The sequence below is a fragment of the Sodalis sp. RH20 genome, from assembly GCF_047324205.1.
Taxonomy (GTDB): Bacteria; Pseudomonadota; Gammaproteobacteria; order Enterobacterales; family Enterobacteriaceae; genus Acerihabitans.
Genome location: NZ_CP178733.1, coordinates 5641233 through 5666258, shown reverse-complemented (window position 1 = coordinate 5666258; position 25026 = coordinate 5641233). Strand labels below are relative to the sequence as shown.

Annotated in this window: 23 protein-coding genes; 3 read left to right on the top strand and 20 right to left on the bottom strand. The window is 56.8% G+C overall.

The genetic code is table 11. From position 1 onward, the window contains the following. Position 1: 1 nt before the first annotated feature. The 8 genes from arnF to ACL2XM_RS25865 all read right to left on the bottom strand — a co-directional run bounded on the left by arnF (position 2) and on the right by ACL2XM_RS25865 (position 8701). On the bottom strand, positions 2-379 hold the full coding sequence (gene arnF / locus ACL2XM_RS25900; protein ID WP_413731915.1) for a 4-amino-4-deoxy-L-arabinose-phosphoundecaprenol flippase subunit ArnF: 378 nt from the start codon (positions 377-379) through the stop codon (positions 2-4). Then, complete coding sequence (gene arnE, locus ACL2XM_RS25895; RefSeq protein WP_413731913.1) at positions 376-726, bottom strand: 4-amino-4-deoxy-L-arabinose-phosphoundecaprenol flippase subunit ArnE; 351 nt, start codon at positions 724-726, stop codon at positions 376-378. The genes arnF and arnE overlap by 4 nt, the downstream gene beginning before the upstream one ends. After that, positions 723-2387: a lipid IV(A) 4-amino-4-deoxy-L-arabinosyltransferase gene (gene arnT / locus ACL2XM_RS25890; RefSeq protein ID WP_413729411.1), complete on the bottom strand. Its 1665-nt coding sequence runs from the start codon at positions 2385-2387 to the stop codon at positions 723-725. The genes arnE and arnT overlap by 4 nt, the downstream gene beginning before the upstream one ends. After that, the gene (gene arnD / locus ACL2XM_RS25885; protein ID WP_413731912.1) at positions 2384-3289 is read right to left on the bottom strand and encodes a 4-deoxy-4-formamido-L-arabinose-phosphoundecaprenol deformylase; all 906 of its coding nucleotides are present in this window, start codon (positions 3287-3289) and stop codon (positions 2384-2386) included. Before arnD ends, arnT begins: the two co-directional genes overlap by 4 nt. Continuing rightward, positions 3286-5268 (bottom strand): bifunctional UDP-4-amino-4-deoxy-L-arabinose formyltransferase/UDP-glucuronic acid oxidase ArnA, encoded by a 1983-nt coding sequence (gene arnA / locus ACL2XM_RS25880; RefSeq protein WP_413733270.1) that lies wholly within the window; start codon positions 5266-5268, stop codon positions 3286-3288. Before arnA ends, arnD begins: the two co-directional genes overlap by 4 nt. Next, entirely contained in the window at positions 5268-6248 is a 981-nt protein-coding gene (gene arnC / locus ACL2XM_RS25875; protein ID WP_413731911.1) for an undecaprenyl-phosphate 4-deoxy-4-formamido-L-arabinose transferase, read from the bottom strand. Before arnC ends, arnA begins: the two co-directional genes overlap by 1 nt. Then, a complete protein-coding gene (arnB, locus tag ACL2XM_RS25870; RefSeq protein ID WP_413731909.1) occupies positions 6235-7389 on the bottom strand; it encodes a UDP-4-amino-4-deoxy-L-arabinose aminotransferase in 1155 nt (384 codons plus the stop codon). The genes arnC and arnB overlap by 14 nt, the downstream gene beginning before the upstream one ends. A gap of 475 nt (positions 7390-7864) precedes the next feature. Continuing rightward, a complete protein-coding gene (locus ACL2XM_RS25865) occupies positions 7865-8701 on the bottom strand; it encodes an SDR family NAD(P)-dependent oxidoreductase (protein ID WP_413721475.1) in 837 nt (278 codons plus the stop codon). 184 nt (positions 8702-8885) lie between these two features. On the opposite strand from ACL2XM_RS25865, the gene ACL2XM_RS25860 reads away from it, so the two are divergent. Then, positions 8886-9500, top strand: a complete 615-nt coding sequence (locus tag ACL2XM_RS25860) for a TetR/AcrR family transcriptional regulator (RefSeq protein ID WP_413731907.1) — start codon at positions 8886-8888, stop codon at positions 9498-9500. A 49-nt stretch (positions 9501-9549) separates the two neighbouring features. On the opposite strand, the gene ACL2XM_RS25855 is transcribed toward ACL2XM_RS25860, so the two are convergent. Further along, a complete protein-coding gene (locus ACL2XM_RS25855; protein ID WP_410013480.1) occupies positions 9550-10047 on the bottom strand; it encodes a DUF1003 domain-containing protein in 498 nt (165 codons plus the stop codon). Between the two features lie 987 nt (positions 10048-11034). On the opposite strand from ACL2XM_RS25855, the gene ACL2XM_RS25850 reads away from it, so the two are divergent. After that, positions 11035-11946, top strand: coding sequence for a LysR family transcriptional regulator (locus ACL2XM_RS25850; RefSeq protein WP_410013479.1), 912 nt, complete (start codon positions 11035-11037; stop codon positions 11944-11946). A 73-nt stretch (positions 11947-12019) separates the two neighbouring features. Here the strand turns inward: ACL2XM_RS25850 and ACL2XM_RS25845 are convergent, their stop codons facing one another. From ACL2XM_RS25845 to ACL2XM_RS25805, 9 genes are all read right to left on the bottom strand, one after another. After that, positions 12020-12736, bottom strand: coding sequence for an ABC transporter ATP-binding protein (locus ACL2XM_RS25845; protein WP_410013478.1), 717 nt, complete (start codon positions 12734-12736; stop codon positions 12020-12022). Then, on the bottom strand, positions 12733-13608 hold the full coding sequence (locus tag ACL2XM_RS25840) for an ABC transporter ATP-binding protein (protein WP_410013477.1): 876 nt from the start codon (positions 13606-13608) through the stop codon (positions 12733-12735). Before ACL2XM_RS25840 ends, ACL2XM_RS25845 begins: the two co-directional genes overlap by 4 nt. Further along, the gene (livM, locus tag ACL2XM_RS25835; RefSeq protein WP_413721478.1) at positions 13605-14975 is read right to left on the bottom strand and encodes a high-affinity branched-chain amino acid ABC transporter permease LivM; all 1371 of its coding nucleotides are present in this window, start codon (positions 14973-14975) and stop codon (positions 13605-13607) included. The genes ACL2XM_RS25840 and livM overlap by 4 nt, the downstream gene beginning before the upstream one ends. Before the next feature lie 11 nt (positions 14976-14986). Next, positions 14987-15901, bottom strand: a complete 915-nt coding sequence (locus ACL2XM_RS25830) for an ABC transporter permease subunit (RefSeq protein WP_410013475.1) — start codon at positions 15899-15901, stop codon at positions 14987-14989. Positions 15902-16088: 187 nt separating this feature from the next. Next, positions 16089-17210, bottom strand: a complete 1122-nt coding sequence (locus ACL2XM_RS25825; protein WP_410016730.1) for a branched-chain amino acid ABC transporter substrate-binding protein — start codon at positions 17208-17210, stop codon at positions 16089-16091. A 633-nt stretch (positions 17211-17843) separates the two neighbouring features. Beyond that, a complete protein-coding gene (locus ACL2XM_RS25820) occupies positions 17844-18704 on the bottom strand; it encodes a D-amino-acid transaminase (protein WP_410013474.1) in 861 nt (286 codons plus the stop codon). Positions 18705-18721: 17 nt separating this feature from the next. Then, positions 18722-19714: an N-acetyltransferase DgcN gene (gene dgcN / locus ACL2XM_RS25815; RefSeq protein ID WP_410013473.1), complete on the bottom strand. Its 993-nt coding sequence runs from the start codon at positions 19712-19714 to the stop codon at positions 18722-18724. 668 nt (positions 19715-20382) lie between these two features. After that, positions 20383-21771, bottom strand: coding sequence for a bifunctional threonine/serine APC transporter ThrP (gene thrP / locus ACL2XM_RS25810; protein ID WP_410016729.1), 1389 nt, complete (start codon positions 21769-21771; stop codon positions 20383-20385). Positions 21772-21841: 70 nt separating this feature from the next. Beyond that, on the bottom strand, positions 21842-22495 hold the full coding sequence (locus ACL2XM_RS25805) for an NADPH-dependent F420 reductase (RefSeq protein WP_410013472.1): 654 nt from the start codon (positions 22493-22495) through the stop codon (positions 21842-21844). 133 nt (positions 22496-22628) lie between these two features. Here ACL2XM_RS25805 and ACL2XM_RS25800 point away from each other — a divergent pair, with 133 nt between their 5' ends. After that, positions 22629-23522 (top strand): LysR family transcriptional regulator, encoded by an 894-nt coding sequence (locus ACL2XM_RS25800; protein WP_413731906.1) that lies wholly within the window; start codon positions 22629-22631, stop codon positions 23520-23522. Positions 23523-23524: 2 nt separating this feature from the next. Here ACL2XM_RS25800 and arsC read toward each other — a convergent pair whose 3' ends face one another. Together arsC and ACL2XM_RS25790 are read right to left on the bottom strand one after the other, a co-directional pair. Next, positions 23525-23884 (bottom strand): arsenate reductase (glutaredoxin), encoded by a 360-nt coding sequence (gene arsC, locus ACL2XM_RS25795; RefSeq protein ID WP_410013470.1) that lies wholly within the window; start codon positions 23882-23884, stop codon positions 23525-23527. A 326-nt stretch (positions 23885-24210) separates the two neighbouring features. Then, a complete protein-coding gene (locus ACL2XM_RS25790) occupies positions 24211-24396 on the bottom strand; it encodes a general stress protein (RefSeq protein WP_410013469.1) in 186 nt (61 codons plus the stop codon). Positions 24397-25026: the final 630 nt, after the last annotated feature.

Below are 25026 nucleotides of genomic sequence, written 5' to 3'. Positions count from 1 at the left end.
CCTATGGGTGATGGCGATGGATAAGCCACACGCCGAATAAAATAAACGCCACGCCCAGGGTCTTGGCCGCGCTGGCCGCTTCGTTAAACATCGGCAGCGCGATCGCGGCGCAATAGACCAGGGCGTAACTGATGCTGAGCAGGGGATAGGCCAGGCTGAGCGGCAGATAGAGCAAAGCGCAGAACCAGCATAACATCGACAGGATGTAACCCAGCACACCCACCGCCACCGCCAGCAGAGGTATACCGTAATGGATGGCGAAGGCCGGCGTCAATGCCTTTAGCGACAACAGCGGGATCTGCTGCATCCCCCACTTCATCAGCAGTTGCGCCAGGGTGACCAGCAGCACGCTGATCGCCGCCCAGAGATAACCCTTCATGGATTCAGACCCATCAGCACGATGCCGACCATAATGGCCGCCACGCCCCACCAGTGGCGGGACGTGGCGCGCTCATGGAAGATGCCCTGCGCGGCCAGCGTGACCAGCACAAAGTTCAGGCTCAGCACAGGATACGCCACGCTCAGCGGCAGGCGTTGCAAAACGCCAAGCCAGAACAGCAGCGCCACCCCCAGCAAAACCAGCGCCCCCGCCAGCCAGCCCAAGGTTGCCATGCGCCGGTTTTGCCGCGGCGGGCATTGCTGCCAGCGCACCGCGGCCTGTTTCTGACATAACTGCCCCGCGCAGGTGAGAACGCTGACCAGAAGTATCAGCAGATATCCGCTCATGGTCGTTGCCGGTACAGCACCAATGCCAGATGGGAGCTGCGTTGCATGGCATCGGGCGCGGGCAGGTAAACCGGCAGCCGGTTGTCGTCGGGCAGGCGGAGGAGAAGCGCCACATCCCCTTGCCTGCGCGCTGTTGCCAGCCAGCCGGGGAAATCCTGCTCGCTGATAAAACGCCCGCGCGCGTCGGGATAAGATAACCCATAGGTCAACTCGCCGCGCTCACGAAACATTTTCACGTCATCGCGCCTGAGCTCCCAGGCTATGGCGGTCGCCAGGCCCACGCTGTTGCTCAGCACGTATTGGCTGTGGCGCAGCACGCCGGCATTGGCGCGTATAATGTGCTGCGGCAGCTTATTGTCGATCACCCGCTGGGGAATGGCATGGCCCACCACCAGGCTGAACAGGACGGGACAGGCCGCGGCCCAGGCCCAGCGCCGCCCACCCTGGCGCCAGGACACGGCGGCAAAGAGAGCCCAGCCGGCGAATCCCAGCAGGCTTAGCGCCACCTTGGGCCATTCATCGTGGCCTAATATAATGACCTGCGGCAGCAGCCCGGCGCCCAGCGCCGCGATAGCCGCCATGCCCAACAGACCGAAGGCGCCGTTGATCACCGCGTTAAGGCGGAAAACCCGCACGCGGCGGGATGCGATGCAATCTTGCGCATATGCGGCCATCAGCAGGCTCAGCGGCGCCATGCACGGCAAGATATAGGTAAGCAGCTTGCCTTTGGCGAGACTGAAAAACACCAGCGGCATCAGCATCCAGCACAGCAGGAAAAACAGCTCCGGCCGCGTCGCCCGCTCACGCCAGCCCTTGAGCAGAGATCCCGGCAGCAGCGCCAGCCAGGGCAATGATCCCGCGATGATAACCGGCAGGTAGTACCATACCGGCGCTTTATGCTGCGCGTCGTCATCGGCAAAACGCTGGATATGCTCAATCCAGAAAAAATAGTGCCAGTAATCCGGCTCACGCCGGGCAACGGCCAACGCCCAGGGCAGGCTCAGCGCCACCGCGGCCAGTACCGCCACCGGGCCGAAGATCAGCAGATCTTTCAGCCGGCGCCGCTGGATGGCGACGGGCAGCGCGGCAATCACCGGCACCGCCAGCGCCAGGAAACCCTTGGTCATAAAACCCAAACCGCAGGTAATCCCCAGCAGGATATAGGCGCCCAGCTTATCGCGCGCGCCGCTCGCGTTGATCGCCAGATAAAAACTGACCATCGACGCCGTCAGCCACAGCGACACCATGGGATCAAGCACGCTGTAGGTGCCGACGCCGAATACCAGCAACATCGAAAGGAATATCAGCGCGGCCAGGCACGCGGTGCGGCGCGCTTGCCACATCATCATGGCCAGCACATACACCAGCAGCGCGCTGGCGCCGGTGCTCAACACCACCCCGAAACGTACGGCGAAATTAGAATCGCCGAACAGCCATTGGCTGATATTGTTAATCCAGTAACCCAGTACCGGCTTTTCAAAATAACGCACGCCCAGCAGATTAGGCACAATCCAGTCGCCGCGCAGCAGCATTTCGCGGCTGGTCTCGGCATAGCGGATTTCATCGGGCTGCCATAACAAACGGCTGTTCAAAGGCAGCAGATAGACCAGCGCATAAAACAGCGCCAGTATCGCCGCCCAGTAATGTTTAATTAATTTCATGGCGGTGAATTTGCCGGGGCCTGGCAACACAGCCAGCCTTCCCGTCCGGGAAAAGGGGAACGGACGACACGCCCCACCGGCACTGTGGAGACATCGGCCGGCAACAGGTCGGGCAACGGGCAAAAGGTGATGCCCTGCTGCTGCGCGCGTTGTAATAATTGCTCGAATAACGCCGACTGCGATCGCCCTTCCACTTCACTATGGATGGTGTAGACCGGCACACCGCTATCCCGGGCGATCTGCCCGAGGATATAATCGTTGAAATTTTCCAGACGCGCCTCTTTGCCGATGACTTCGTCAAAGGTAGGCAAGGTGACGGGAATCTGTATCGCGCCGATACGGTTATCGCTTAATAGCGGCCGGAAAGGATGGCGGCCGCGGCAGTCGCTATTGTAGTAAAAACCGAAATTCTCCTTCGCCGCCAATACGCGCGTATCGGCGCGCCAGCCCGCCGCGGCGGAGCACGTTACCGGCCGCCCGATGCTCGTCTCCAGCGCCTCCACGCCCAGCCGGATCTGCCGCTCCAGCTCGGCGTCAGGCCAACGCCCGGCCTTGGCCTGCCATCCCTGGTGATCCCAGGCATGAAGGCCGACGTCATGTCCTGCCATCACAGTCTGTTTCATTAACGGTGCCTGGGACGGGGTAATGCATCTGCCCGGCCAGGCGGTGCCGGCCAGCAGGATATCCCAGCCATAAAGGGAAGCCGCCTGGGAACGCAGCATCTTCCATAAGAAACGCGGGCGCAGCAGGCGCCATAAATGGCGCCCCATGTTATCCGGGCCGACGCTGAAAAAAAAGCTGGCCTTGATATCATACTTTTCAAACAGTTCCAGCAAACGCGGCACCCCATCACGGGTGCCGGTGAAGGTATCCACATCAACCCGCAGGCCGACCTGCCTCACGCGTCCGCGCCTTCTTTAACCGTGCTGCGCAGGAAGAAATCCAGCGTCTGGTCAACGGTGCGCCGCATCTCGACGGTCGGCTGCCAGTTCAGTAAGCGGCGGGCGTTTTCAATGCTCGGTTTGCGATGTTCGACGTCCTGATAGCCGTTGCCGTAATAACTTTTGCTTTCGATATCCTTAAAGCCGGCAAACGGCGGGAAATGATGGCGCAGCGGATGGTTTTCAAAACTGTCCAGCAGCATTTGCGCCAGTTCACGGATGCTGGCCTCGTTGCCGGGGTTGCCGATGTTGATGATCTGGCCGTCGCAGCGGGCGTCGCGATTTTCGATAATGCGAAACAGTGCCTCGATGCCGTCGCTGATATCGGTGAAACAGCGTTTTTGCTCGCCGCCGTCCACCAGCTGTATCGGCGATCCCTCCACCAGATTCAGGATCAATTGGGTAATGGCGCGCGAACTGCCGATTCGCGCGGCATCCAGGTTATCCAGGCGCGGCCCCATCCAGTTAAACGGCCGGAACAGGGTGAACTTCAGGGTCTCTTTGGCGCCGTAGGCCCAGATGACCCGATCCAGCAATTGCTTGGATACCGAGTAGATCCAGCGCTGTTTATTGATCGGGCCGACGATGAGCCGGGAGCGATCCTCGTCGAATTCCTTATCATCGCACATGCCGTAGACCTCGGAGGTGGAGGGGAAAATAATGCGCTTACGGTATTTCACGCAGTCGCGTACTATTTTCAGGTTTTCCTCGAAGTCCAGTTCAAATACGCGCAGCGGATTGCGGGTATATTCGATAGGCGTAGCGATGGCGACCAGGGGCAGCACCACGTCGCATTTCTTGATGTGGTACTCCACCCATTCCGAGTGGATGCTGATATCCCCTTCCACGAAGTGGAAACGCGGGTTCGTCATAAAACGGCCGACGGCGTCCGAACTGATATCCAGGCCATAGACTTCATAGCCGTCCTCACGCAACAGGCGTTCAGTCAGATGGTTGCCGATAAATCCGTTTACGCCGAGGATCAGGACGCGGGTCCGGCGCCGCTGCGCGGGGCTGGGTTTAGCCGCCAGCCGCACGCCGGCCATCATGCCCATCTCCCGCGCCAGCCGGCTGCCCTGCAAAAATAAACCGGCTTCGCTCTGCCCGGTGATAATCTCCAGCGCGCCGTCGCCGCAGGCAATGGTCAGCGGTTCGGTGGCCAGCACGGTACCCGGCTGTTTATCATGCCGGATATCCCGGGCGCGCGCGTTCCAGACGATAAGCTTGCGCTGGCCCAGATAGCTGAAGGCGCCTGGATAGGGTTCGGTTACGGCGCGCACCAGGTTGGCGATATCGTGCGCGCAATGATGCCAGTAAATCTCACCGTCGGCGGCGGTGCGGCGGCCAAAGTGGCTGGCTTCTTTTTCATTTTGCGGCGTCAGGCTAAGGGTGCCCGCCTTCAGCGGCGGCAATAAATCGTGCAACAGCCGTTCCGCCGCGTCGCTGAGTTTGGCATGCAGCGTTAACGCGGTATCGTCCGGGGCGATATCAACGGCGGCCTGCCCGGCAATATCCCCGGCGTCCGCGCGCTTGACCATGCGATGCAGCGTAACGCCGGTCTGTTTTTCACCCTTGACCAACGCCCAGTTTACCGGCGCGCGGCCGCGATAACGCGGCAACAGCGACCCATGCAGGTTAAAGCCGCCCCGGGGCGCCAGTGATAAAATACCTTCGCACAGCAGCTGACGATAATAAAACGAGAAGATAATCTCGGGTTTCAGGTTGCGGATAGTTTCAACCCAGAGCGGATGGTTCACATCTTCCGGAGCGTAAACCGGCAGTTCGAGACTCGCGCCCAGCCGCGCCACCGAGGGGAAAAACCTGTTTTCGTCCGGGGCGTCGGTATGGGTGAACACGGCCTGTATGTCATAGCCGGCTGCCACCAAGGCTTTTAAACCGATACAACCAATATCATGGTAGGCAAATACAATAGCTTTCATCATTCTTCTTCCTGGGTAGTCGAGGACGGCCGGGCGCCGATCACCTGCTGCACGAAATAACGGGGTCTGGCGCGGACATCGTTGTAAATGCGGCCGATGTATTCGCCCAGTAGCCCCATGCCGACGAACTGCGCGCCAATAAAGGTAAAAAGCACCGCGAACAGGGTAAAAACCCCCTCGGCCGCCCACGTGGGCCCAAGGAGCAGGCGCAGGGCGATCAGGATGATCGAGAGGGTGAACCCGGAAATGGCGATAATGCTGCCGACCACGCTTAACAGGCGCAGCGGCGTGGTGGTCAGGCAGGTCACCAGGTCGTACATCAAATTGATTAACTTCATCAGGCTGTATTTGGAATCGCCGAACTCGCGCTCGGCGTGCGCCACCTCAATCTCGACGGTGCGCCGGGCAAAAGAATTGGCCAGGATGGGAATAAATGTGCTGCGCTCATGGCAGTGCAGCATAGCTTCCACCACCTGGCGGCGGTAGGCGCGCAGCATGCAGCCGTAATCGCCCATCGCCTTGCCGGTGGCGCGCTGGATAAGACGGTTAATCATGCGCGAGGCGCATTTGCGGAACCAGGAATCCTGGCGCCTGGCCCGCACCGTTCCCACCACGTCATAGCCTTGTTCCGCCACGCTCACAAGCCTTGGGATCTCCTCCGGCGGATTTTGCAAATCGGCATCAAGGGTGATGACCAAATCGCCGCTGGCCTGGATAAAACCAGCCATGATGGCGGAATGCTGGCCGTAATTGCGATTGAGCATTACGGCGACGATATGGTTTTCCGGCGTCTGCGCCGCCGCCGTCATCAGCTCGATCGAATCGTCGCTGCTACCGTCGTCCACCAGGATAATTTCATAGGATTGGGTTAACCGCCCGCAGGCGGCGACGGTACGCGTAATTAACGCCGGCAGGCTTTCCTGCTCATTAAATACGGGAATAACCACCGAGACCTTAGTAATAGGTTCAACGCGCGACAATGTTCAGCTCCAACACAGAAAACAAGGCGGCAACCACCCGATCGACATCGCTGTCGGCCATATCCGGAAACAGCGGCAGGGTACACAGACGGGCTGAATTCCATTCGGTCTCCGGCAAGGACACCTGTGGATAACGGTCACGGTAATATTTTTGCGTATGCGCGGCGCGGAAATGCAGGCCGGTGCCGATGCCCTTCGCCTGTAAACGGTTCATCAGTTCATCGCGGTCCAGCCCGCAGCGCTCGGGATCGATACGCACCATAAACAGATGCCAGGCATGCTGATGATCGTAGGCCGGCAACCCGAGCGGCAGAAACGGGGAACCCGCCAGAGCGTGGAGATAGCGCCCGGCAAGAGACCTGCGACGGGCGTTCAACGCCGGCAGGCGGGCCAGTTGCACCACGGCGATGGCCGCATGGATATCGGAGAGGTTATATTTGTACCCCGGCTCCACCACTTCGGCCTGCGGCTTGCGCCCCTGCTGACGGCGATCGAAGGCGTCGGCGCCCAGGCCGTGAAATTTCAGCCGCCGCACGCGCGCCGCCAGGGCATCGTCGTCGGTGCCGACCAGGCCGCCTTCGGCGCAGGTCATGTTTTTAATGGCGTGGAAAGAAAAAATCGCCGTACCCGTGGCGCCGATCCAGCGCCCTTTATAACGGGTGCCCACCGCATGGGCCGCATCTTCGATTAAAGGTATGGCGTGGCGGCGAGCCACGGCGCGCAGCGCATCCAAATCCAGCGGCGCGCCGGCGTAGTGCACCGGCACGATGGCCCTGGTGCGCGGGGTAATAGCCGCCTCCACCGCCGCCGCCGTGACCATCAGCGTGTCGCGATCGACATCGACCATCACCGGACGCGCGCCCAGCAGCTCGATCATGTTCAGCGTGGAAACCCAGGTCTGGGAAGGGGTAATGACTTCATCACCGGGACCGATGCCCAGCGCCGCAAGGACCAGATGCATTCCGGCGGTGGCGGAGCATACCGCTATGGCGTGTTTACAGCCGAAAGCGGCGCAAAAGTCCGCCTCCAGCCGCTGGTTTTGTGGTCCGGTGGTGATCCAGCCGGAACGGAGAACGTCGCCCACGGCCGCAATTTCGTCCTCACCAATGGAGGGACGGGAAAAAGGTAATAGTTGATCCATAAATAAAATCGAATCCAAAAATGCATTTTGAAAGTACTATACCGACCAATAATTAAACGAAGATTAAATTTAAAAAAGAAAGCCTGATTTAATATTGCCGCCGTAGCCATGGCGGTGAACAAGGCAACGTATTTAGGCAAGGAAAAGTGAGTTATATCATGCTTCAGGCATACCGCGTTTTTCGCCGCAGAATTATTACACCGGTTAAGCAATTGTAAAATTGAATTCTCACGCCTGTGCAATAAAAAAGCGCGACTCAACCTGGGTTTAAATATTTCAACGGCGACGGAACTTTTATGAAAGAACGGAATATGAAAATATTATTAATGTAATGACGTTACCTGCCCGCCTCTATTCTTACAGAATTCAGAGGTCTCCGTTGATATTCCCCGCATCGGTCTCTGGCATACTATAAGGAGGAGGCGCGGATTATCATTATCCGCGTAGCCCCGCGCGACATCCTCCCCCCGAGAGGTTATTGCGCCGCGGTCATCGTCACATGATAGCGCGTGGCCGGGCGTCCCCGGTTAACCTTACTGAACAGTTTAAGGCGCGCCTGAGTGTAATCCGCCAGCAGCCCGGCCTCTTCCAGTGAAGGCAGGGTTATGGCCTCGCCCATATCCAGACCCGCCAGCGCGGCGTCCACGCACTGCCCGGCCTGCATTATTGTGTCGGGGTCCAGCGTGGAGAGGGGCACGCCGGAAATATCCCAAATTTCCGTGGCGGTGGTGGCCGGAGCCACTAACTGAATCCTGACATTGGTATCGGCGAATTCCAGTTGGAGCGCCTGGGTGAAGCCGAGCACAAAGGACTTGGTGCCGCTGTAGACGGCGCTGCCGACGATGGAACTGAATCCCAGCACCGAGCCGATATTGATAAGCGTACCGCGGTTTCGCGCTCTGAATCCCGGCAGGACCGCCAGGCTAAGCCGGGTCAGCGCGGTAACATTTAAATTCAGCAGCGCCGCCACCGCCGGCGCGGGTGTCTGCTCGGCCGCCACCATCAGCGAGGTGCCGGCGTTATTGACCAGCAGGGTGATGGACGCATCGGCGGCCAGGATAGCGGCCACCCGGTCCAGATCGGCCGCCACGCCCAGATCCGCCACCAGGGTACGCGCTTCATGGCCGTAACGGGAGCGCAATTCCTCCGCCAGCGCCGACAGGCGATCGCCGCGGCGCGCCACCAGCAATAGATCATAACCGCGCTCCGCCAGCCGGCGGGCATACACTGCGCCGATACCCGACGACGCGCCGGTGATAACCGCGGTGCCACTGGCATCGCTGACAGGGTGAGTATCTGTTGGTTTCATCATCTTCTCCTAATAAGGTCGGTTGCCCTGCGGCCAGGCCGCAGAAGGGTTTTGCCACCAAACATGACAGCCATCATGTTTGATGGCAAGTAACATGATAATCGTCATGCTTGATAGCGACAAGCATGACCGCTATCATGTATACTTGTCAAGCCATGGCGGCAAACCGACGACAATAGGATGGAAGATGAGATATCCCGCGGCCGAAACGGCAGAAAAACATCAACGTATTCTCCAGGAAGCGGCACGGCTGTTTCGTGAACGCGGTTTCTCGGGCGTGAGCGTCGCCGAGATTATGAAGGCCACCGGCCTGACGCACGGTCCCTTCTATAATCATTTTGCGTCCAAGGAAGCATTAATGCAGGAGAGCTTCGAGTATCGGGCGCAGACGACGCTTGCCGGTATAGATGAGGCCGCCGCCACGCCGGCAGGGCTGCTGGACTACGTTGATCATTACCTGAGCGTTCAGCATCGCGATAACCCGGCCCTCGGTTGCCTAGTGTCGGCGCTGGCAACCGAAATCGCCCGGGAAGAGACCGTCAGGCCATCCCTGACCCGGCTGGTGGCCGCCACGGTTGAACGGCTGACCCGTTATTTCCCCTGGCGCAGTAATAAACACGCCCGGGGCGACGCCATTCGTCTGCATGCGTCGATGGTGGGGGGCATTATCCTGGCGCGCGCGGTCAACGACGAGGCGTTTTCCCGGGAAATCCTGCGCGAAGTCAATGCCGGGATACAACGGTTTGCGCGCGCGGGGGCCGCCGGCAATGATAATGTCCAGGGCGCACGGGTGGAAAACTAGCGGCAGGCGGCGGGCGCCGCCTCAATAGCGATGTTGCCGGCCGGTTGGGTCAGCCTTGTTTTTGCTTGATCTCTTCAAGCTGCCGGGTGATCTGCGCCAGCTGTTCTTTTATTGACGTGACGATGTCGCCTTCCAGATAATCAATTTTATCGTGCAGCGCATACATTTCCAGATCGGATTTCACATTCACGTTGGACGCGATTTCCGCGCGGTAGCGGTCCACTTCCCCTTCCCGCTTCTGACTCATCATAATGGCCGGCGCGGTATAGGCGGCTTGAAATGATAAGAAAAGATTCAGTAAAATAAAGGGATAAGGATCGAATCCGCTTTTACCGACGGCCAGGTTATATCCGGTCCAGCCGATGATAATAATGGTTTGGGTAATGATAAAGGTCCAGGTGCCGATAATGGCCGTGATCCTGTCGGCTAAACGTTGACCCAGGGTCCGGGGCGCAACGGAATCAGATGACGGCATCAGCAGCGTGGCATGCTCGCTTCTGCTGCTGGCGCGTAACTCTTCAAGTTGCTTTTTGGATCTGGCATCCATGGTGCGTTTCCTTAATAAACACGTTGAATTAACTGACATTATTATATTAGGAAAAATTATAAGTTATCTTTTGTGTTTTACCACTCGCTCCCGGCAGGAAATGTATATTAAATTGTTTCTGGCAATGCCATCAGAGCAAGAGACCGGCAAGCCGGGAACAGAGGTTAACCTTTACGATCTACCGCCGGCTTATACCATCATCCCGCGGTTTACCTCAACTTTTAGAGTAATCCAATGACCAGAATGGCGATACGGACCGGTTTTGCCTTAATCATCATCCTATTTTAAATCATCGCCCGCCCCGTCGCCCCCGTACCTGGCGGCGCTGGAAATCGTAAGCAATTGAAATTGATCAATTTTAGAAACGGCTGAATGCGTTCACATCATTTTCTTAACGTGTCAGCAGGCATAATCTGATATTGATGGCTAATATATTCGCTGGGGAATATATGCTGATAATTAGCATTGCCTTTTGCATGCCATGGCCATTTTCGATACATAGAGTTAACAAGCGTGAGCTGGTTAACATTATTCGCCAATTGTTCTAAAGGATTTCAATGAAGGACTTGTCAAATACTATACTAAAGTCGTAACGTCTATTCACACCACTGATAACAGCGAAGCAACTCCAGCGATTGATGTTGCGTTGCTGGTTAACTGTTTTTTGAATAAATCAGTTGAACAAATAAAACCATCCATAATGATGGTTTTAAGACATTACTGAACATCTCATTTTTTTTCGAGTTAAGAGCGGCATTTCTTAAAAAATATTCTAAATAAGCCTAGCGCTGTTTATTATAGTTCTCAGTAAATTCAGCAATGATTTTTCGGTTGCTGCTGACACCCTTAATATCAATAATATTAATAATAAAATAGCCTGGCAATGTTATTTGAAAAAAAACAAAATAATTTTAATAATTATTATATTTTTAAAAATATTTTCTTATAAATCTAGTCAAGATAAGCAAAAGCCACCGGGGGCCTAATATGATCTTAATATCTAAAACATTACGGTATTTCATCGTGACCGCACAACAGCAGTCTATTCGGTTGGCGTCGATGATTCTCTGCATCACGCCATCCCCGCTTTGCCGGACAATTAAAATGTTCGAGTTAAGCCTTGGCCATAAACTGTTTTCCCGCACCAGCAATGGCTTAAAACTCACCAGTTACGGTAGCGAACTGTACGCAACGCTGCTACCGCTCTATCAGGAAGTGTGTGAACTGGAAAGCAAAATTTTGAAAAAAAACACCAATAAAAATCATATCGCCACCCAGTATAAACTGGGAATCGATCATCATGACTATTCCTATTTATCTCCTTTGCTTTCTGACTCGCCCTTCAAAAACGAGATTACCCTAGAATACTATGCTCCAGATAGCACGAGTATGGAAGACGTGCTCAAGGAGGGATTGTGCAAGATTTTTTTCTCGGATAAACCGCTACGCTGCCCGCCAGGGGTCATACATCAGCTTTTAGCGGAGGATGCCCTCATGCTGGCAGTCGGCAGCGATGTGAATATCCGCAATGTGCCCATAAATCAACTCTTGTATGATAAAGTCCTGGTGCAATACGAGGCGCAACTTCCTGGAAAGATCAATGAGGAGATAGATGCTCATTTGCAATTTAATAACTTAATGTTGAAACGGCTTCATGTCCCCACGTTTCAGGGACAGCTGTCGACGATTGAAAAGAGCGATGCCATTGGTTTTTTCCCCGCATCGGTAAAAAATATCATTGAAGAACGGCAGTATAAAATAAAATTACTGCCCTTTAAGTTCAGGAATAAAGAACTATTAATCCAGCGTCATATTTATTATTTTAAAGATGACAGCAATTGGGTTGAACAATATATCGCGCCACGCATAGCACCTGTTCCCAATAAGATAGCCTGCTGATAGTCGCGCGCCGGCGGAATGGCTGTTTAGCGCGGTCATTCCGGCCATGGAACGATATTGCGGTATTGCCGGGCTATATACCGCCTAAATAGGCCTTGCGTACCTCTTGGTTGCCCAGGAGTTCGGCCCCGCTGCCGCTAAGCCGGATCTGGCCGTTGACCATGACATAGCCCCGGTCCGATAACTTCAGCGCGTGGTGAGCATTTTGCTCAACCAGAAAGATGGTCATGCCGGTGCGGGCCAGCTCGCGGAGAATCTGGAAAATGTGCTTGACGATGATCGGCGCCAGTCCAAGGCTCGGCTCGTCAAGCAGCAGCAGCTTAGGCCGGCTCATCAGCGCGCGCGCAATGGCCAGCATCTGCTGCTCGCCGCCGGAAAGCGTCATGGCGCGCTGGTTGCGGCGCTCACGCAGGCGCGGAAAAAGGTCGAACATCCGGAGCAAATCTTCGGCCTGATGGCGATTGCCGATGGGAATAGTGCCCATCAGCAGGTTTTCCTCCACCGTCATATCCGGGAATACCCGCCGCCCTTCCGGCGACTGGGCAATGCCGTTGGCGGCGATGAAATGAGTCGACTTGCGACTGATATCCTCTCCGCGCAACAGGATCTGCCCCGCGCTGATGCGCGGCTGGCCGAAGATGGACATCAGCAGCGTGGATTTGCCCGCGCCGTTGGCGCCGATCAGCGCCACCGTTTCCCCTTCATGCACCTGGATGGAAACCTGCCGCAGGGCCTGGATCGGACCGTAAAATACGTCTACATCGCGAAATTCCAGTAGAATGTCGGTCATAAGGCCAATTCCTCCTCGTCGGTGCCGAGGTAGGCGGCAATCACGCTGTCGTTATTCTGGATGGCTTGCGGCGTACCGGTGGCGATGACATCGCCATGATCGAGCACGATAATATGATCCGAGATGTCCATCACCATGCCCATATCATGCTCGATCAGCAACACCGTGATGCCATGGCGGTCGCGCAGCAGGCGGATAATTTTACTTAAGGTACGGGTTTCCACCGGATTAAGTCCCGCCGCAGGCTCGTCCAGGCAAATCACTTCCGGGTTGGTGCACATGGCGCGGGCGATCTCCAGCCGCCGCTGCTGGCCGTAGGACATTTCACCCGCCAGTCGGTTGGCGCAATCAACCAGTTCTACCACTTCCAGCCAGTAAAACGCACGATCCAGGGCGCGGTTTTCGGCGCGTTTATAGGCCGGCGTATTGCATATCCCGGCAATCAGGTTGCGGTTGGCCTGCATATGCTGCGCCACCAGCAGGTTCTCCACCACCGACATCTCGCGGAACAGGCGGATATTCTGGAACGTGCGCGCCAGCCCGGCGCGATTGACCAGATGGGTGCCGCCGAACATTTTATAAAAAACGCGCCGGCCCAGCCGGGCCGGATGGATAAAATCGGCGGCGCGAAATTTTTGCCCGAGGATCTGGATAATATTGGTGGGCCGCCCGCGGGTGTTGAGCATAATATTGCCGCCTGTGGCCTGGTAAAAGCCGGTCAGGCAGTTAAATACCGTGGTTTTACCGGCGCCGTTGGGGCCGATAAGCGCCGTTATGGAACCCCTGCGCACCTCGAGATTGACGTCGTTCAGGGCCTTAATGCCGCCGAAATGCATCATCAGGTGCTCGACGCTCAGGATAGTGTCGCTCATGGCGCCACCCCCTTACGGGCGGCGAAACCGGCGCGGCTGATACGGATAAGGCCGCGCGGCCGCCAGATCATCATCACCACCATCAGGATGCCGAACAGCAGCACCCGGTATTCGGCAAAACTGCGCAGCAGTTCGGGGGCCACGGTTAGCACAAAAGCGGCAATCACCACGCCGATGGTCGAACCCATGCCGCCCAGCACCACAATGGCCAGGATCAGCGCCGATTCAAAAAAGGTAAACGACGTGGGATTGACGAAACCCTGGTAAGTGGCGAAAAACACCCCGGCAATGCCGGCGGTGGATGCGCCGAGCGTAAAGGCCGACAGTTTAACCAGTACGTGGTTCAGTCCCATGGCGCGGCAGGCGATTTCATCCTCGCGCAGCGCCTCCCAGGCGCGGCCGATAGGCATGCGCGTCAGGCGGTGCTTGATATACAACACCAGCAGCACCACCAGGATCAGCACGCCGTAGATGAAAATAAACTTCAGGTTGGGATTATAGGGAATATTGAGGAACTCATGAATGGGTACCCCGCCCTCCCTGGCGCGGCGACCGAATTCCAGGCCGAAAAAGGTCGGCGACGGCACCGAGACGCCATTGGGGCCGCCGGTAAAAGCCAGCCAGTTGTTTAAAATCAGCCGGATGATCTCGCCAAAACCCAGGGTCACTATCGCCAGGTAGTCGCCATGCATGCGCAACACCGGGAAACCCAATAACGCGCCGGCCACGGCCGCCATGATTGCCGCCAGCGGCAGCATGGACCAAAACCCCAGGCCGAGATATTCATACCCCAGCGCCAGTCCGTAGGCGCCGATAGCATAAAACGCCACGTACCCCAGATCGAGCAGTCCGGCCAGGCCGACCACGATATTCAGCCCCAGTCCCAGCAGCACATAAATCAGGCCGAGAATTGCCACGGTCAGCAGGTATTTGGTCGCGACGAAGGGAAACAGCGCCGCGAGTACCAGGATCAACGGGATAATCCAGCGCAGGCGGCTTTTGTAGTCGGCGGGACGGACGTAGACGCCGCCGCTGTCGCCGTTAAAACGCAGTTGGAAACGTTGTCCCGGCCCGGTTTGCAGAAACAGGCTAAGGGCAAAACGCCCCGCCATCACCGCCAGGATAATCCAGGCCAGGCGCGGAGCGTGGAAATTGAAGCTGTAGCCGTCCAGCACCACGCCCACCACCGGGCCAAAAACAATCAGGGCAATAAAACCGGCCAGGACGGCATCAAGCAGGCATTGCCGGATATCCAGCCCTGCGGGCGGAGGCGATCCCGGGGAACGCGGCGCGGAGGTTGGCTTGTCCGGTGATTGAGCCACTGGAGGAGGCGTCCCGGCGGATTGCGGCGCTGTGGGTTGCGACATTATCTCTCCCTTTATACCTTAGCCACCAGTGGCCGGCCCAGCAGACCCTGCGGGCGAAAAATAAGGATGACCACCAGTAAGGAAAATGAAAATACATCTTTGTAATCGGAATTGACCATGCCCGAAAACTGCGCCTCGGCGACGCCCAGGATCAGGCCGCCCAGCATGGCTCCCGGCAGCGAGCCGATACCGCCCAGCACCGCAGCGGTGAATGCCTTAATGCCGATGATAAAACCGGCATAAAAATCAAAGGTGCCGTAGTTCATGGTAATCAATACCCCGGCCAGCCCCGCCATGGCGGCACCGATAACAAATACCCAGGAAATAACCCGGTCGGTATTGATGCCGAGGATCGAGGCCATCTTGCGATCCTGCTGGGTGGCGCGGCACATGCGCCCCAGCCTGGTGTGGCCGATAATATAGGTTAGCGCCAGCATCCCCAGCAGCGACGCCACCAGGATAAAGATCTTGGTATAAGTGAGCTGGACAAAGCTGTCGCCGATGTGGAACCTGAGCACCCCGTCCAGCATGGTGGGAATACCCTGTTGACGTGGCCCCTGGCTGATTTGCGCATAGTTTTGCAAGATAAGCGACATGCCGATGGCGGAGATTAGGGGCGCCAGCCGGGTAGAGTTGCGCAGGGGCCGGTAGGCAATGCGCTCGATAACCCAGCCGTAGACGCCCGTAACCGCGATGGTAAACACCAGGGTGCCGAGGATGAGCAGCGGAAACGAATGCAGGCCGAAAAACGACAGCAGCGCCAGCGCGATGGCGCACAGATAGGCGGAAATCATATAGACTTCGCCGTGGGCGAAGTTGATCATGCCGATAATACCGTACACCATGGTATAGCCGATGGCGATCAAACCGTAGACGGCGCCCAGTGTCAGGCCGTTAAACATTTGCTGCAGGAAGGAAGAATCCATAGTTACACCGTCTCGTCTTGCTTACAGATCGCCCGGCGGCCAGAAAAGCGACCACCGCACGGCGCGCGGGGTATTTTCCCCCGGAAAACATGGCGTCGGGGCCGGCCCGTCAGCGGCGACGCCCACGGACAACCCCGGCGCCTGGCCCAGGTTCCGCCTGGCGCATTACCTTTAGCCCATGGTGGCTTTAGGGGATTTCGTGATATTTACCCTGGTCGTCCCATTGATAAACCACGTAATCGGATACCTTCAGATCGCCTTTACTGTCCCAGGCCTTTTTGCCCATGACCGTATCCACGCTGTTGGCCTTCAGCCACGCGCTGGCCTTAGCGGAATCGCTGCCGCCGACGGCGTTAAACGCCGCGGCAATAGCCTGTACCGACGCATAGGAATAGAGAGTGTACCCTTCAGGTTCAAACTTGCCGGCGCGGAACTTCTCAATCACCGCCTTGCCGTCGGGAATAACGCGGGGATCTTTGCCGAAGGTCATTAAAACGCCGTTGGTATACTGCGGACCGCCGGCGGCGGTGACCAGTTCACTGGTGACAACGCAGTCGCCGGAAAAGAATTTAGCGGTGACGCCCTGCTCACGCATCTGGCGCACCAGGGGACCCGCCTCGGGATGGCAGCCGCCGAAATAGACCACGTCAGGATCCAGCGCGCGGATTTTCGTCACCAACGCGTTGAAATCTTTTTCACCGCGCGACAAGCCTTCATACATCACCTCCTTCACGCCGCGTTTGTTCAGCTCCGCCTTGGTGGCATCCGCCAGGCCCTGGCCGTAGGTGTCCTTATCGTGGATGATGGCCACTTTTTTCGCCTTCAGCTTATCGATAATGTAGTTGCTGGCAATCAGTCCCTGCTGGTCGTCCCGCCCGCACATACGGAACATGGCGGTCTGGCCACGCTCGGTAATCTGCGGATTGGTGGAGCCGGGAGTGATGGCGATAATACCCGCCTCGTCATAGACTTCCGACGCCGGCATGGTGGATGAGGAGCAGAAGTGGCCAATCACCGCCTTCACGTGTTCCTGATCCACCAGCCGGTTGGCCACCGCCACCGCCTGTTTGGGTTCACAGGCGTCATCTCCTTGCACCAGCTTAATTTTTTCCCCCTTGATGCCGCCCGCGGCGTTAATATCCTCGGCCGCCTGGGAAGCGCCGCGCCAGTATTGATCGCCATAGGTGGCATTGGGTCCGGAAAACGGCCCGGCAACGCCGATAACCACATCGGCATGGGCGGAGAAAGCCGCGCCCAGGCAACCGATAAGCAGGGCGGAAAGCGGGGTTCTTATCAATTTCATTGACATCATCTGGTTCCTTTATACAGTTTCAGCAAAACGCCCGAGGCGTGGACCATAAATCCTGAAGCTTAAACGTACAACCCATGAAGACGACGGGTATTTACCCCAACAAAATAAGCAATTATCCGGCCATAATGGCAAATTTCCGGCACATTAGAGGCACAGACCGTTTCGCTCCGGGGAGCTATCATCAGGGCGGGCGCCGCGCCGCCCCCTTTCAGTGCGCTTGTGCCGCCGGAAAACGGCGCCGGCGCCGCGGTTGCACCATTTCGGTGATACCGTCTATTAAAGACTATCTTTTAACGTTAAAGTCTAATTTTAATAACAAATAGGACATGTATCACATTAATTATCGGCGCGCCGCGGCACATGCCGCCTGGCGATTTAGCGTTAAAAAATAGTTGGTAAACACCAACGTATTTCTGAACCTTGAGATAATAAAAAGCGGCGCCTCAACACTTTCGCTGACTAATATTTACTGATAAGAAAAAATTAACCGCCCGCGCCGGTTTTATTGCCATAAAAATCATCAGCAATAAAGAACGGGCCTGAAAATAAAGGACCGGAATACCAAAATAAGGGCGGATACACCGCCCCCGGCCGGCGAAACCGCGGCATTGCCGGCCCGGGGCGTTATTATCAGGCGGTGGCCCGCAGCGCCATATCCACATATATCGCCCGCAGCGCCCGGGTTACCGGACCGGGAACGCCGTCCCCCACCGTCCTGCCGTCGATGCCGATAACCGGCCAGATAAAGGTGGTGGCGGAGCTGATAAACGCCTCCCGCGCGGCATAAGCCTCCTCAACGCTGAATGCCCGTTCCTCAAACGGGATAGCATGGGTTTCGGCCAGCATCAGTAGCGAACGGCGGGTTATGCCGTGCAAAATCTCGTTGCTGAGCGGCCGGGTCACCAGGGTGCCGGCAGACGTGACAATCCACGCGTTACAGGCGCTGCCTTCGGTTATCAGCCCGTTCTCCACCAGGAAGGCATCGTCCGCGCCCTGGGCATGGGCATACTCCTTGGCCAGGCAAGGCGCCAGCAGTCCCACCGTTTTGATGTCGCGGCGGTGCCAGCGGATATCCTCCAGCGTCACCACCCGGATGCCGTTGATAGCCTTGGCATTATTGATAACCGGCCGCGCCTGGGTAAACAGCGTAAGCGTAGGCGGAGTGCCGGCCGGCGGAAAATCAAATTCCCGATCGCCGGTAGTGCCGCGACTCAGTTGCAGATAGACCGCGCCTTCCCGCAGTTGATTGCGGGCGATAAGCTCCCGCTGTATCGCGTCCAGTTCAGCGGGCGTAACGGGCAGGGAGAGTTTAAGCTCCCGGCAGGAGCGCACCAGACGGGCGATATGGCCCTCGTTTTCCAACAGCTTACCGTTTAATACCGCGGTGACTTCATAGACCGCGTCGGAGAACAGGAAGCCCCGGTCGAAGATGGAGATCCTGGCGTCCTGCTCCGGCACATAGTCGCCGTTAAGATAGACAATTCTGCTCATGGATTCTTCCGCCGTGGTTAAAGTTGCTCAATAATGCGCGCGACGCCCTGGCGGAACGGATCCACCACCGGCAAACCGTAGCATGTTTCCAACTCCGCCATATAGGCCAACGCGTCCGCCTCCGGCAGCAGGGCGCTGTTAACGGAGATGCCGACAAATCGCGCCTGCGGGTTGGTCAGCCGCGCCGCCCGCAGGTTCAGCGCCATACAATCGGCCAGGTCGGGCAGCGGATAATCGACGCCGCGCATAGTGGTACGCGTCGGCTCATGACACAAGACCAGCGCATCAGGCTGCGCGCCGTGGATAAGCCCGAGGGTGACCCCGGCAAACGACGGATGGAACAGCGACCCCTGCCCTTCGATGATATCCCAATGATCCGGCTCGTTGTCCGGCGCCAGGGTTTCCACCGCGCCGGCGATAAAGTCCGCCACCACCGCGTCGATACTGATTCCCGCGCCGCTGACCAGGATGCCGGTCTGGCCGGTGGCGCGAAACGTGGCTTTTCTGCCCTGTTCCAGCATGGCCTTCTCAATGGCCAACGCGGTATACATTTTACCGCAGGAACAGTCGGTGCCCACCGGCAGCAACCGTTTACCCGCGCGCTTGCGCCCGTTGCCCACCGGCAAAGCGGCGCGGGTGTGGCGCACATCGAACAGCGAGCGGCCAAGCCTTTGCGCCGTGGCTTGCAGTACCGGAACGTCCGACAGGCGATTATGCAGCCCGGCGGCCAGGTCCATGCCGTTTTCCAGCGCGTCGCGCAGCACCTCGACCCAATGCCCGGCAATCACCCCGCCGCGATTGGCCACGCCTATCACCAGCGTTTTGGCGCCCATGGCCCGGGCGGCGGCAATGTCCAGATCGGGCAGGCCGCAATCCACCTGGCAACCGTCCATGCGCAATTGGCCGACGCAGTATTCCGGATGCCAGTGGCGAATGCCGGTGGCGACTTTCGCCGCCAGCCGATCGTGCGCGTCCGCCAGGAACAGCAGATAAGGTTTTTGAATTTCCATCAGCAACGCCTCATTAAACAGTTAGGGTTAAGGGTGCGCCCCACCGATGCTGCGGACCCGTTGCTCCACGGACAGAGGCGGCCAGGGGGTTGGCGCGATACCACTACCTAGCACAGGTTATGCCAAATAGACTCCAATCCTAAATAGCGTTATAGATCAATTAAATAAAATTATCTTCCGCCATCGCGACCGATAAAGCCGCGGTCGCCGTGCTTTTTTGCACCAAACTCAGGCGTTAACGCTGCTTTATTGCTTCACCATGGTGATATTTAATAAAATATTAACAATTAACCAGGTTAAAACCCGGCATATTAGTAAAATAACGGCATAAACCACGGTGCAAAAACGGCGTTGCCACGATAAAATCCGCTGCAAACCGAATCCGCCGCTGTTTGTGCGGTAAAACCATTATCCGGCGCTGAAAAACAACAGAGTATCTTGCCGGCGGGCAGACACGGCGGGGCGTTTTGCCGGCTGGGGGCGAAAAAAAACCTAAACCGCTTGTTTGCCACCGCTGATACAGCGAGAGAAACAAGGAGTTTAGGTTTTACCTGGACGGCGGCGGTGCCGCCGACAACAGTGATTGATAATGCCGCCGGCGCGTTATTTTAACAAGTGCCGCCCGGAGGCAGATGTTAATAATGTGACGCCGTTCAGATTTTAATCAATCACCCGGCGTTCGGCGTCCCCGCCTGCGCCGCGCGATTAAATCCCAGCACGCGGTAAATTACGGCAACCAGGACTAAAAAGGCCGAACCTACCACCAGCGACAACCGGGTGTCCGGGCTAAAGGCCATGCCCGCCAGCACGCAGACTAAAAAGGCCATGGTCAGGTAGTTGGACCAGGGAAACCATACCGAGCGGAACGGATGCGACGCCATGGCATCCCGGTGGGCCCGGCGAAAGCGCAGCTGGCTTATCAGCACCACAAACCAGGGCACCATGCCAGGCAGAACGCTGGCGCTGTAGACATAAACGAATACCCGCTGCGGATTGGGAATAATATAATTCAGGCACGAGCCCAACAGCAGCACCACGATGGACAGCATCACCCCCACCGCCGGGATGCCGTTGCGCGAGACCCGCCCTACCGCCGCCGGCAGCTGGCGGTTTTGCGCCAGGGCGAAGAGCATGCGGCCGCAGCTGTACATGCCGCTATTGCAGCCGGACAGCGCCGCGGTGAGGATAACAAAATTGATAATGCCCGCCGCCGCGGTAATGCCGATTTTGGCGAAGGTCAGCACAAACGGGCTACCGCCGCCGTCGATTTGATTCCAAGGGTAAATCGTTACGATAACAAATATTGCCCCGACGTAAAAAATCAGAATGCGCCAGAGGATCTTGCTCACCGCGCGCCGCAGGGTCACCTGGGGATTACGGGCCTCGCCGGCGGTGATGCCGACCAGCTCCACGCCCTGATAAGACGCCACCACAATACAAAGCGCAAACAGCAGGCCATTCCAGCCGCCGGCGAAAAAACCGCCGTGGGCGGTAAGATTGCCAAGCCCCACCGCATGGCCGTGGTTGCCGATGCCGAAAAAGATAATACCCAGTCCCACCGCGATCATCACCACGATAGTGGTGATTTTGATCATGGCGAACCAAAACTCGATTTCGCCATACAGCCTGACCGCGGCCAGGTTAGCGAGCGCCACCAGGGCGACGGCGGCCAATGCCGGCAGCCATTGCGGCAGGTCGGGAAACCAGTACTGGACATACACGCCGATGGCGGTGATTTCCGACACCCCCACCGCCATCCACATAAACCAATAGCTCCAGGCGGTAAGGTAGCCGAAAAACGGACTCATATAGCGATGGGCATAGACCGCGAAGGAGCCGGCGATGGGTTCCAGATAAAGCATCTCCCCCATCGAGCGCATAATAAAAAAGACAAATAACCCGGCGATAATATAGGCCAGCAGCACCGACGGCCCGGCCCATTGCAGCGTGCTGGCCGCGCCCATAAATAAACCGACGCCGATGGTGCCGCCCAGGGCAATCAGTTCGATGTGCCGGGCTTTGAGGCCGCGCTGCAACTCCTGCTTTGGTTCCACTATCATCCCTCTGAATCCGTTGGCTCATTTCCGCGCGCGGATTTAACAATGAATATTATCGAGGGCAAGGAGATTACCGCATTTTGCGTGATATAACATGCTCCTCATCGTTTTCGCGCAGCGCTTTTTGCAGCCCGGCGGCATCGAAACGTTCGCAATACATCGGCCTGCCCCGCTGGAAACGCCACCCCTCGGCCAGAGACCCGGCATCCACGACATCAAAGCCGAATTGATCGATAAGCGCGGCGGCCTGCTGCTTTGCCTGCGCGTCGTCGCCGCTGATGGGCAGCGCGCGCCGTCCCGGCGCGCCCGCGGGCATACCGTCGCGTTCCAGATCGTTAACCCGGATGGAATTGAACGCCTTGACGATGTTCGCCCCGACAAGATGACGGGCCAGCAGCTCGCTGGTGGTGATGGATTGATTCTCCAGCTCAGGCATCTGCCCGTCGCGTTCGGGATAATAATTATTGGCGTCCAGCACCACTTTACCGACCAGGGGCGCAACCGGTACTTGCAGGTAATTTCTCAGGGGAATGGCGACTACCACCAGTTCGCCGAAGGCGGCGGCCTGTGCCGCGGTGCCGGTCAAACAGCCTATTGACGCCACCAGGCTCATCAGGGTTTGCGGGCCGCGTGAATTGCTGACCATCACCTCATGCCCTTGCTTCATCGCCAGTTGGGCGATGGCGCGGCCGATAAAACCCGCGCCGATAATGCCTATTTTCATAAGTCAGAACTCCAGTTGGAAGAAAAAAAATACCGAGGACCGACTTTACATTACCAACCGTTTTGCGATAAACAGGCATATCAGAACATATCCCGCAACCTACAGTTGTGAATTATCCGGCAGGAGCGCCGTAATGGACCGACTGACCAGCATGGCGGTATTTGTTAAGGTCGCCGACCGGGGGTCTTTTGCCGCCGCCGCCGAGGCGCTGAATATTTCAGCGCAAATGGTGGGCAAGCATGTGGTATTTCTGGAGGATCGGCTGGGGGCGCGCCTGCTTAACCGCACCACCCGCCGGCAGAGCCTGACCGAAATCGGCGTGGTGTTTTACCAGCGCTGCAAGATAGTGCTGTCCGAAGCGCAGGCGGCGGAGTCCGTAGCCCTTGAACTCAGCGCCGCGCCGCGCGGCCAGCTGCGCGTCAACGCGCCAGTGACGTTTGGCGCCTACGCCCTGACGCCGATGATTAACCGTTATCTGCTGGCCTTTCCGGCGGTGAAGGTGGATTTAACCTTGACCGACCGCTTTGTGGATGTGGTGGATGAGGGTTTTGAGGCGGTCATTCGCCTGGGCGCGCTGAAAGACTCAAGTCTTGCCGCCCGGGAACTCGCACCCTACAGGATGATTGCCTGCGCGTCGCCGGGATATCTGGCCCGTTGCGGGTTTCCGCGCCAATTAAGCGATCTTGAACGCCATGAATGCCTGGGCTATAGCTTCTGGTCGCGTCCGCCGCTCAGTGAATGGCGCTTTACCCGCGGCGGCGAGGAACAACGGGTTCGGGTGCAAAGCCGGTTACAGATTAACGACAGCTCGGCGCTGTTAACCTCCGCGCTTCACGACGGCGGGATTCTCCTCGGCCCGGAAGTGATACTGCGGCCCTATCTGGCATCCGGCCAGTTGATGCGGGTATTGCCGGACTATGAAGCGCCGTCCCGGCCGCTGCATATCCTGTTCGCCGCCCAACGGCAGCTGACGCCGAAACTACGCAGTTTTATCGACTGCGTGGTGGCGGAATTCGGGGCGCGCTAAGGTCAAACCGGCGGCAGGATCTCGAATACCGCCTCTTTAGGTCGGCATAACCGGGTGCCCAGGGGTGTGACGACGATAGGGCGATTGATCAACACCGGGTATTGCACCATAAAATCGATAAGCTGTTCGTCGGTCCAGCGATCTTCCGCCAGGCCCAGTTGCTGGTAAGGATCGTTTTTGGTGCGAATCAACGCGCGGACCGGCAGGCCCATATCCCTGATCAACGTCTGCAACTGCTGATGATTGGGCGGCGTTTTCAGATATTCGATAACCTTGGGCTCAATGCCCCGTTCGCGCAGCAACGCCAGCGTATTGCGGGAGGTACCGCAGGTGGGGTTGTGATAAAGGGTGACGTCACTCATAGCGTGTCTCTTGTCCTCTGGTAATGACCCACTGGTCCGGCAATCCAAACAGTATCGTCAAAACCCGGTGACGGCGCACGCGGTATTTTTGTATTGTCTCCGACCCGACATCTGGCGCAGGAAGCGCCCAAACCACGATAAGCCCGACCAGAGCGTCGGGCTTATCGTTTATGTCATGGCATAGTATTTGAATTAACGCGCCCGGATCTTGGTTTAGTCCGACCGCCTTTACCTGTTTCTATTACATAATTACTCTGTTGTGAACAGGCATAGCCACCTAACTTACAGATTATAATTATGTAGCGACGAAACAAGCATAGAACCTATTATTTCGACGGTTTTCTGCCGCCGCCATGGCTGTTGCGCCCGCCTTTTTCACCGGCTTCGGATGCGCGCTGGGGGTCGTTTTTGAAGTTGCCGCCGCTCGCCTGGCCGCCTTTCTTGCCGGCGCTGGATGCCTTTGCGCGATCTTCCGCGAAATTGCCCGATCCGCCACGATGTTGTTCAGCCATCTTAAACCTCCGGTTGAAATAAAGTGAATTTCAATTATTCTGTATCTTTTCAAAGCGGCATAAAAATAAACTGCGATAATTTAATCCGGTTTACCGCATTTTTACTCCACTTAATTGCTTTCCACCCAATAACAGATAGGCAACTCATATCATGTCATAGGTATATTTAATACTAGCCGACATACTCATACTGGCAAGCGTCATTTACAGATTGATACAAACTCCGCCCAAGGAATCAGCGTAAGCAGGTGCATTAATTTCTTAACTATCTATTATTTAAGGTTTTTTATTAAAAACATTATTTAAAGCCACATTATTTAACCCGTTATTGCATATAATTTAAAAATCGTGGGATACCTGCTGGGAACAACCGAAGCCGCAATTCTCTTTTTGCACCTAAAAATAAGAGACTTATAAGGCCTATAAAGATTATTCTCCCTATTGTCTTGTATGCCAGCCGCTTATCATGATGGAATCAACACCCTATCATTTGTATTTCTGTCTATACTTAATGCGGACACTCATTCTATATTCGCAATCCGTGGTGTCCGACCGGTCCAGCCGCCGGCGGCAGGGTAAACATTAACCGCAACATTTTGCATGTTTGCATGTCGCTGCAAAAAATATTCA